This window comes from Nioella sp. (assembly GCF_964229645.1).
In the GTDB taxonomy this organism is placed as follows: Bacteria; Pseudomonadota; Alphaproteobacteria; order Rhodobacterales; family Rhodobacteraceae; genus Nioella.
In genome coordinates this window covers 1-7,548 of record NZ_CAXREX010000296.1, presented here as the reverse complement: position 1 = coordinate 7,548, position 7,548 = coordinate 1, and the positions used below count along the sequence as shown (strand labels likewise).

General features: G+C 63.8%; 13 protein-coding genes. 7 read left to right on the top strand and 6 right to left on the bottom strand.

Annotated elements, in window-relative coordinates:
• Positions 1-327 precede the first annotated feature (327 nt).
• Positions 328-513 carry a pilus assembly protein gene (locus ACEQXV_RS18820; protein ID WP_370252123.1) on the bottom strand — a complete coding sequence of 62 codons (186 nt, stop codon included), beginning with the start codon at positions 511-513 and terminating at the stop codon, positions 328-330.
• A gap of 225 nt (positions 514-738) precedes the next feature.
• A complete protein-coding gene (locus ACEQXV_RS18815; protein WP_370253377.1) occupies positions 739-903 on the bottom strand; it encodes a hypothetical protein in 165 nt (54 codons plus the stop codon).
• Between the two features lie 313 nt (positions 904-1,216).
• Between ACEQXV_RS18815 and ACEQXV_RS18810 the strand changes: the two genes are divergently transcribed.
• Entirely contained in the window at positions 1,217-2,059 is an 843-nt protein-coding gene (locus ACEQXV_RS18810) for a lytic transglycosylase domain-containing protein (protein WP_370270454.1), read from the top strand.
• Positions 2,060-2,168: 109 nt separating this feature from the next.
• On the top strand, positions 2,169-2,765 hold the full coding sequence (locus ACEQXV_RS18805; protein WP_370270453.1) for a lysozyme inhibitor LprI family protein: 597 nt from the start codon (positions 2,169-2,171) through the stop codon (positions 2,763-2,765).
• A 53-nt stretch (positions 2,766-2,818) separates the two neighbouring features.
• Here the strand turns inward: ACEQXV_RS18805 and ACEQXV_RS18800 are convergent, their stop codons facing one another.
• The 3 genes from ACEQXV_RS18800 to ACEQXV_RS18790 all read right to left on the bottom strand — a co-directional run bounded on the left by ACEQXV_RS18800 (position 2,819) and on the right by ACEQXV_RS18790 (position 5,407).
• Complete coding sequence (locus ACEQXV_RS18800) at positions 2,819-3,445, bottom strand: 3-oxoacid CoA-transferase subunit B (RefSeq protein WP_370253382.1); 627 nt, start codon at positions 3,443-3,445, stop codon at positions 2,819-2,821.
• Positions 3,445-4,149, bottom strand: a complete 705-nt coding sequence (locus tag ACEQXV_RS18795; RefSeq protein ID WP_370270452.1) for a CoA transferase subunit A — start codon at positions 4,147-4,149, stop codon at positions 3,445-3,447. The genes ACEQXV_RS18800 and ACEQXV_RS18795 overlap by 1 nt, the downstream gene beginning before the upstream one ends.
• Before the next feature lie 160 nt (positions 4,150-4,309).
• Positions 4,310-5,407, bottom strand: coding sequence for a class II histone deacetylase (locus tag ACEQXV_RS18790; protein WP_370253386.1), 1,098 nt, complete (start codon positions 5,405-5,407; stop codon positions 4,310-4,312).
• A 157-nt stretch (positions 5,408-5,564) separates the two neighbouring features.
• On the opposite strand from ACEQXV_RS18790, the gene ACEQXV_RS18785 reads away from it, so the two are divergent.
• Together ACEQXV_RS18785 and ACEQXV_RS18780 are read left to right on the top strand one after the other, a co-directional pair.
• Entirely contained in the window at positions 5,565-5,834 is a 270-nt protein-coding gene (locus tag ACEQXV_RS18785) for a DUF167 domain-containing protein (RefSeq protein WP_370253387.1), read from the top strand.
• Between the two features lie 38 nt (positions 5,835-5,872).
• The gene (locus ACEQXV_RS18780) at positions 5,873-6,220 is read left to right on the top strand and encodes a TraR/DksA family transcriptional regulator (RefSeq protein WP_370253388.1); all 348 of its coding nucleotides are present in this window, start codon (positions 5,873-5,875) and stop codon (positions 6,218-6,220) included.
• A 1-nt stretch (position 6,221) separates the two neighbouring features.
• Here the strand turns inward: ACEQXV_RS18780 and ACEQXV_RS18775 are convergent, their stop codons facing one another.
• Positions 6,222-6,464, bottom strand: a complete 243-nt coding sequence (locus ACEQXV_RS18775; protein WP_370253390.1) for a hypothetical protein — start codon at positions 6,462-6,464, stop codon at positions 6,222-6,224.
• Between the two features lie 157 nt (positions 6,465-6,621).
• Here ACEQXV_RS18775 and ACEQXV_RS18770 point away from each other — a divergent pair, with 157 nt between their 5' ends.
• From ACEQXV_RS18770 to ACEQXV_RS18760, 3 genes are all read left to right on the top strand, one after another.
• A complete protein-coding gene (locus ACEQXV_RS18770; protein ID WP_370253391.1) occupies positions 6,622-6,876 on the top strand; it encodes a DUF6455 family protein in 255 nt (84 codons plus the stop codon).
• Between the two features lie 27 nt (positions 6,877-6,903).
• Positions 6,904-7,161 carry a DUF6455 family protein gene (locus ACEQXV_RS18765; RefSeq protein ID WP_370253393.1) on the top strand — a complete coding sequence of 86 codons (258 nt, stop codon included), beginning with the start codon at positions 6,904-6,906 and terminating at the stop codon, positions 7,159-7,161.
• Positions 7,162-7,225: 64 nt separating this feature from the next.
• Positions 7,226-7,548: diacylglycerol kinase (locus ACEQXV_RS18760; RefSeq protein ID WP_370270450.1), on the top strand; the 323-nt coding region annotated here is incomplete at its 3' end.

Below are 7,548 nucleotides of genomic sequence, written 5' to 3'. Positions count from 1 at the left end.
CCAGCCGACACGACGGCCATGACGGCGAGGCCCAGGCCCACGATGGCTGCGGTCAGAACGACCCAGTCAACAGTCACGGCACCGGATTCGGAATTCAGGAAGGTCTTGATCATTGTCTTGCTCCAGGTTTGGTCTTTTAGGTTTGCCCTTAAGGTGTCTGCCCCCTTGGGATGATCTGACTATCCCCCCGAATCCGGGCGCGAATGGGGCAATCGAAAGAAATTGTCGGGGTTTTTAATCGAATACGCCGGGCCGGGGCGGGCGCAAAAGAAAAGGGCCGCAGCCAGGATGGCGCGGCCCTTCTCATGAAACGGTGTCGGTTCGGGATCAGTCGCCGAAGGACGCGTCGATGTGGTTGGTCTCGAGCTGGGTCTTGATGTCGCCCGAGAGGTTTTCCACGCCAGCCGACACGACGGCCATGACAGCGAGGCCCAGGCCCACGATGGCTGCGGTCAGAACGACCCAGTCAACAGTCACGGCACCGGATTCGGAATTCAGGAAGGTCTTGATCATTGTCTTGCTCCAGGTTTCTACTGCTATGCCCTTCGGGTGTTGTTCCCCTTTGGACATCTGCAATTTCCCCCTGAATCCGGGCGTGATTTGGGCGTTGAAAAGAAATTGTAGAGAATTAGTGAAGATATTTTTCGGACGGAGTTCATGAAACGGAAATTGGAAAGGACCGCGTCGCGCGCGGCCCTTTCCGGGGTGACCGGGGGACCGTCCTGCCCCGGATGCCCGCTATTCTTCTTCCGCCATGTGCGACCGGATCTCGTAGGCGATATTGTTCATGCCGTTCGAAATCACCGCCATGACCGATAGTCCAAGCCCGACGATCGCGGCTGTGATGACGACCCAGTCGACGGCTGCGCTGCCTGTCTCGGACTGAATGAAATGCTGGATCATGGTTCTTTTCCCTCGATAAACGTGCCTCTGGTCTTGTGTGCGCCGCACAGGGCCGCCCCCTGGAGCTGTGTGAGCCTGCCCTGCGCAGCGCCCCTTGAAAGGGCTGTCGAAATCGGGCGGAGAATGGGCAATGCCTCGTCGTTTTCAAGGATAATTGACTTTGCACACTAAAAAGATCGCATGAAAACGCAAAAGATATTCTTACAGGTGCAAAGGCGCTGAATAAGTCACTTCTCCCATTGATTTGGAACCGACCGGTTGTTTCGCACCCGCCCTGTCTGGCAAGCTGCGGAAAAAGAAAACGGGCAGTCAGATGGACCATCTCAAGATGATTCGGATCGGGGTTCTGGCCCTGGCCCTTCTGGGTCCGGCCGCTGCCCAAGGGCAGGAGGCCGCATCAGAGGGCGCGCAGCCGCCTCCGTTTCCCGACTTCACTTTCCGCCGTATCACGGCGCTTCCTGCGGGCCATACAGGTCCTAGGATCACGGTGCAGATCGGGGATGGGGCCGACGCGCCGCCCCCGGCGGTCGAGGTCTCAGCCCCGCAGGCCGCCCCCACCACCACGACTTCCGACTGGTTCTGGGCCGAGATTCCGGCCAGCCGGGACCAGGGCGCAGGCCGTTTCGAGGCGGCGTTGCGCCACCTGTCGACAGCGCCCCAGGCCGCCGAATTGCCGATCATGCGGGCCGACGGGCTGCTGGCCCTGGCCGATGCCCATGACCGGACCTTGCTGCAAGCCACCATCGGCACCCGCGTCTCGCCCGCGCTGGCCCTTGCTGTCATGGCGGTTGAATCGCGCGGCGATCCGCAGGCGCAAAGCGGGGCTGGGGCGCAGGGTCTCATGCAGCTGATCCCGGCCACGGCAGCGCGTTTCGGGGTCGAGGATGCCTTCGACCCGGCCCAGAACATTGCTGGCGGGGTCGCCTATCTCGATTGGTTGCTGGAAGAGTTTGAGCGTGATCCGATCCTGGCATTGGCGGGTTATAACGCAGGCGAGGGCGCAGTGCGAAACGCAGGCGGGGTGCCCGACTTCGCGGAAACGCGCGATTACGTGCCCCGCGTTCTGGCCACCTGGGCCTCGGCCCGGCTGTTGTGCCTGACACCACCCGAACTGGTCAGTGACGGTTGCGTCTTCCGGACGATGGTTGCGAACTAGGGCCGAAAGACAACGGATTTCCCCGGCGCATCTGGTTGCCCCATTCATGTATAGTGTCAGCAGGCGCGACCGTGTGCCCTGCCCACAGCATTTGATTCCGGAGTTTCCCATGGTTTCCAGATTTCTCGCCACGCTTGTCCTGATTTGTGCGGCTTCCGCGGCCTCGGCGCAGTCCTGGTGTGCCAACGGCCCGCTCAACCCTGCCGAGCAGACCATCTGCCTGACCCCGGATCTCGGCTGGCGCGATCAGCAGCTGGAGGACGCCTATGCCGCCACCCGCCACATGCCCGGGGTCCAGACGGCGCAGCAGGCCTGGCTTGCCGGGCGCAATGCCTGCGGCTGGAATGCCTGGTGCATTCGCAACGCCTATGATGACCGTCTGGCCGAGTTGCAGCTGCTGGTGTCCGGCGCAGGCGGCAAGCCACAGTCCCCGGCAACGGGCCTTCACCCTGTCGGGGGACCGGGCTGGTGCACCGAAGGGTCGCTGAACGCGGCAGAGCGGACGATCTGCGCCCATGACGACCTCGGCCAGATGGATCTCTACATGGCTGATCTCTATGCACAGGTGCGGCACTATCCCGGGGTGCAGCCCGACCAGGTGTCGTGGCTTGCGGCGCGCAATGCCTGCCAGGCCGACTACCCCTGTCTTTACCAGGCCTATGCGGGGCGGATCACCGAGCTGCGGATGCGCTACGGCGTGAACTGAAAACGCCGCCCCCCTTCGGGGACGGCGCCTTGGTCTTCCAGCAGGGGCCGAGGTCAGCCGACGATGGTCGCTTCGGTTGCTGCCCGCAATTCGTCCTCGGTCACGCCATCGGCGCATTCGACGATCTTCAGGCCACCCTCGACCACGTCGAGCACGCCGAGGTTGGTGATGATCCGGTCCACCACGCCTTTGCCAGTGAGCGGCAGGGTGCAGGCCTTCAGCACCTTGGAGTCACCGTGCTTGTTGGTGTGGTCCATGACCACGACCACGCGGCCCACGCCGGCCACGAGGTCCATCGCGCCGCCCATGCCCTTGACGAGCTTGCCGGGGATCATCCAGTTGGCGAGGTCGCCGTTTTCCGCCACTTCCATCGCGCCCAGGATCGCCGCGGCGATCTTGCCGCCCCGGATCATGCCGAAGCTGGTGGCGCTGTCGAAATAGGAGGTGCGGCTCAGTTCCGTGATGGTCTGCTTGCCCGCGTTGATCAGGTCGGGGTCTTCTTCGCCCTCGAAGGGGAAGGGACCCATGCCGAGCATGCCGTTTTCGGACTGGAGCGTGATGTCCTTGTCGCCCACGTAATTCGCCACCAGCGTCGGGATGCCGATGCCGAGGTTCACATACATGCCGTCTTCAAGCTCTTCGGCCGCGCGGGCGGCCATCTGGTTACGGTCCCAGGGCATTATGCTTCCTCCCGCTTGCGCGTGGTGCGCTGTTCGAGGCGTTTCTCATGCTCGCCTTGAATCAGGCGGTGCACGTAGATGCCGGGCAGATGGATGAGATCGGGGTCGAGCGATCCGCGCGGGACGATCTCTTCCACTTCGGCGATGCAGATCTTGCCGCACATGGCAGCAGGCGGGTTGAAGTTGCGCGCGGTCTTGCGGAAGACGAGATTGCCGGTGTCATCGGCCTTCCAGGCCTTGACGATCGAGAGGTCCGCGAAGATGCCCTCTTCGAGGATGTAATCCTCGCCGCCGAACTGCTTCACTTCCTTGCCCTCGGCAATCACGGTGCCCACGCCGGTCTTGGTGTAGAAACCGGGGATGCCCGCGCCGCCGGCGCGCATGCGCTCGGCCAGGGTGCCTTGCGGGTTAAACTCCAGCTCCAGCTCGCCCGACAGGTACTGGCGCATGAACTCGGCGTTCTCGCCCACGTAAGAGGACATCATCTTCCTGATCTGGCGCGTATCGAGCAGCTTGCCCAACCCGAACCCGTCAACGCCCGCATTGTTCGAGGCGACCGTCAGGTCCTTGACGCCCGATTTCACGATCCCGTCGATCAGCAGCTCGGGGATGCCGCACAGGCCAAACCCCCCGGCGGCGATCAGCATGCCGTCGAAGAGAACGCCCTCCAGCGCCTCGTCGGCAGAGCCATATACTTTCTTCATGGATTAACTCCCGTAGAATTCCCGGGCGCACCGTGCCGCGCGGTCAGGGGGGAGTCAACGCGCCCCCGTCACGCAGCCTGCGCCGCTGATCTTGGCATAAGGAAATAAGCGCCTCGGGCAACTGGATTCCGATCGGCTAGGTATTTCTACGCAACCCCTGTCAAAGCGCGTCCTCCATCTCGGCCAGCAGCACCGAGCAGTAATTCTCGAACCGGGCCGAGGGTTGCCGGGCGTTGAAGGTCTCGGCCAGCGGATCGGTGGCCGTGATGCGGCTGCCCGACATTTCCTGGATCACGCCATGCCCGCAGAAGGGAACGTAAGCCTCGAGATAGCCCCCCTCGTGCACCATCACGAGCCGCCCCGCGCAGAGCTGGCGCGCCGCTTCCTGCACCATGGTGGTCATGGTCTTGAAGGTCTCGGCCGTGGCCAGCATCCGGCTGAGCGGATCGAGTGCGGCGGCGTCATAGCCACAGGCCACTATGATCACATCGGGCTGGAAATCGGCCAGCGCCGGGATGACCAGCCGTTCCATCGCTTCCAGGTAGGTGTTGTGGCCCGCACCGGGCGGCAGCGGGATGTTGAGGTTGTAGCCCTCGCCCGCGCCGGACCCGCGATCCTCGAAATCGCCGGTGTCGAGCGGGTAGTTCCTCTCCTGGTGGAGAGAGACGGTCAGCACATCGTCGCGGTCATAGAAAATGGCCTCGGTGCCGTTGCCGTGATGCACATCCCAATCCACCACGGCCACCCGGTCGACCATCCCCGCCGCGAAGGCCGCTTCCACGGCAATCGCAATATTGGCCAGCAGGCAGAAGCCGTTTGGAAAATCCGGCAGGCAATGGTGCCCCGGCGGGCGAGACAGGGCATAGGCGTTGTCGACCTCGCCCTTGAGGGTGGCAAGAAGAGCCTCTTTCGCCAGTCCGGCGGACACGCGCGCGATGTCATAGCCGCCGGGCCCGAAGGGCGTGCGCAGGCCCAGTTCGCCGCCGCCGGCCTCGGACATCTCGCGGAATGCCGTCAGGTAGCTTTGCGGGTGAATACGCAGAAGGTCTTCCTCGGTTGCAAGCTCTGCTCCGCGAACGTCCAGCTCGCGGATCAGCCCCGTGACCTCCAGCAGGTTCTTGAGCCGCCGCTTGGTTTCCGGGTTCTCGGGCAGTCCGCCGGGCATCGGCTGAACGAGGCCGCCCACGGGCAGCATCATCGCGTAGTTGCCGCCCCCGTGCCAGAAACAGCGTTCGTCCCAGAAAAACCCCGTCGCCATGTCGACCTCCCTTTTCTGGCCCTACACTGGCCTCCGCCTGTGATCCGCGCAAGCGTCAGGCGCGCGATACCCAGGCCGGAAAAAGCTTCCGGAAGCTTTTTCCCGGGACAGAAGAATTTTCTGGAAAATTCTTCCTGCCTGAGCAACAGGGTCGGTCATGTCCAGGTCGATCCCAGATTTGTCCGCCTTGGCCGTGCCGGGCACGCGCCTGAGCCTCAGAGTGACCCCGAAGGCTTCGCGCAATGCCATAGAGCCGCCGGGTGACGCAACCGCGCCCCTGCGTGTCTACGTGACGACCGTGCCCGAAGGCGGCAAGGCCAACGCGGCCGTTCTGAAGCTGCTCGCCAAGGCGCTCGGCGTGCCGAAATCGCGCCTGGCGATCGTGCAGGGCGAAACCGGGCGTGACAAGGTCATCGAGATTTCCTGAGCCTTGCATCGGCCCTGTCGATCTGGTGGGGTCGGGTCATGACCGATCCCACAGACGATCACCTCGCAAACCGCTATCGCCCGCTGTTGCAGGAGGAGGCAAACGCCCTGCGGTCGGCATCCGAGGCAACGGCAGAGGGGCGCAAGCCGGTTGAACTGGATCAGAGCGCCATCGGCAGGCTGTCGCGCCAGGATGCCTTGCAGGGGCAGGCCATGGCCTCCGCGCTGGAGGCGCGGCGCAACGGACGGCTCCGGGCCATCGCGGCGGCCTTCGCCCGCATGGAGGACGGAGAGTTCGGATGGTGCGAGGATTGCGGTGAATTCATCGGTTTCCCCCGACTCGACGTGGACCCTTGCGCCGTGCGCTGCGTGTCCTGCGCGTCCTAGATCAGGTCTCGGGTTCCTGCCTGATGCGATAGATGCCCTCGGGCAGGTCGAGCGCGGCGGCAAGATCGCGCAATTGCGCCTCCGACAGGGTGATCTTCTGCACCGTGTCGGTTCGCGGGTCGTATTGCTCCAGCGTCACGCATTCGGCGAAAGCCGAGATGCTGAGGTCTTCCTGAAGCGGTGCCGCGCCCTCGTCGACAAGGGTGATCACCGTCGCGTCGAAGTCGTGTTCGATTGTAAACATGACCTCAGCCTAGGCCCGGATGCCTGCCTTGCCTAGCGCGAAAGTTCGGATTTGCCGCAGGGGTGATTGATCTGGGTCAAGGTCCGTGCCGCGCTGCAGAGTCAGCCTGTGCCCGGTGCCATGCCGCCGGGGCATGGCGATGCGCGGGGAACGGACGATGCCGGGACGGAAGACGCTGGAGGAGCATGCCCACCTGATGGACCAGATGGCCGATCGGTTGGGGGTCGATCTGGACGAAGCGGAACTGCGTGGCGACCTGCCCCCGGAAACCCGCGATGCCATGCTGCTGAGCTGCACCAACTGCACCTCGCCCGAAGACTGCGCCCACTGGCTGGAGGGCCACGCCGCCTCTGACGAGGCCCCGGCCTATTGCCGCAACGGCTCGAAGATCCGCGATCTGCGAGACGCCTGAGTAACCCACCACCAAGGACACGTAACGATGACCCACCCACTGGGCGATATCCGCCATCATTTCCTGCTGGCGCAATCCATGGCGAAAGTGACCGGGGTGGACCTGATCCATGCCATGCACGAGGGGCACATTTCCCAGGAAACATGGGCCAACGCGGTGACGCGCTGCCGGGGCTGCGATTGGGCGGAGCCCTGCGAAGCCTGGCTGGCCGCACAGAATGGCAGCAAGGTCGCGGTCCCGCCCAACTGCGCCAACGCGGAGCTGTTCCAGCGCCTCGCGGGCTGACAGGTTTTCGGTGACATTTCCGGCGCTCTCGGCCTAACCTGCTGAAAACAGGGGAGGGTTGGGGATGTTGCAACGGGAATGGCGCCGGCTTGTAAACCGGATCGTCTGGTCCTGGGCGGGCTGGCGGAATGCCTGGGCGCAGGAGCCGAGCCTGAAATTCTGGACGACGATGAACGTTCCGAGCGCGGCTTTGGCCTTGTGGCTGCCGCTGACGCGGGGCGAGACCATGGTGATCCTGATGGGCGGCGTGTTGATCCTGGCGGCCGAGCTTCTCAATACGTCGATCGAGCGCACGGTCGATTATATCTCGACAAATCAAGATGATAGGGCGCGCGATGCGAAGGACGTGGGCAGCGCTGGCGTGGCGATGACGGCGATGGCGGTGGG

Excerpts from the sequence above, each read along its gene's own strand:
- ACEQXV_RS18770 (WP_370253391.1), top strand. The coding sequence starts at position 6,622 with ATGCCGGGACGGAAGACGCTGGAGGAGCATGCCCACCTGATGGACCAG.
- ACEQXV_RS18790 (WP_370253386.1), bottom strand. The coding sequence starts at position 5,407 with ATGGCGACGGGGTTTTTCTGGGACGAACGCTGTTTCTGGCACGGGGGC.
- ACEQXV_RS18815 (WP_370253377.1), bottom strand. The coding sequence starts at position 903 with ATGATCCAGCATTTCATTCAGTCCGAGACAGGCAGCGCAGCCGTCGAC.
- ACEQXV_RS18800 (WP_370253382.1), bottom strand. The coding sequence starts at position 3,445 with ATGCCCTGGGACCGTAACCAGATGGCCGCCCGCGCGGCCGAAGAGCTT.
- ACEQXV_RS18785 (WP_370253387.1), top strand. The coding sequence starts at position 5,565 with ATGTCCAGGTCGATCCCAGATTTGTCCGCCTTGGCCGTGCCGGGCACG.
- ACEQXV_RS18775 (WP_370253390.1), bottom strand. The coding sequence starts at position 6,464 with ATGTTTACAATCGAACACGACTTCGACGCGACGGTGATCACCCTTGTC.
- ACEQXV_RS18780 (WP_370253388.1), top strand. The coding sequence starts at position 5,873 with ATGACCGATCCCACAGACGATCACCTCGCAAACCGCTATCGCCCGCTG.
- ACEQXV_RS18810 (WP_370270454.1), top strand. The coding sequence starts at position 1,217 with ATGGACCATCTCAAGATGATTCGGATCGGGGTTCTGGCCCTGGCCCTT.
- ACEQXV_RS18805 (WP_370270453.1), top strand. The coding sequence starts at position 2,169 with ATGGTTTCCAGATTTCTCGCCACGCTTGTCCTGATTTGTGCGGCTTCC.
- ACEQXV_RS18765 (WP_370253393.1), top strand. The coding sequence starts at position 6,904 with ATGACCCACCCACTGGGCGATATCCGCCATCATTTCCTGCTGGCGCAA.
- ACEQXV_RS18795 (WP_370270452.1), bottom strand. The coding sequence starts at position 4,149 with ATGAAGAAAGTATATGGCTCTGCCGACGAGGCGCTGGAGGGCGTTCTC.
- ACEQXV_RS18820 (WP_370252123.1), bottom strand. The coding sequence starts at position 513 with ATGATCAAGACCTTCCTGAATTCCGAATCCGGTGCCGTGACTGTTGAC.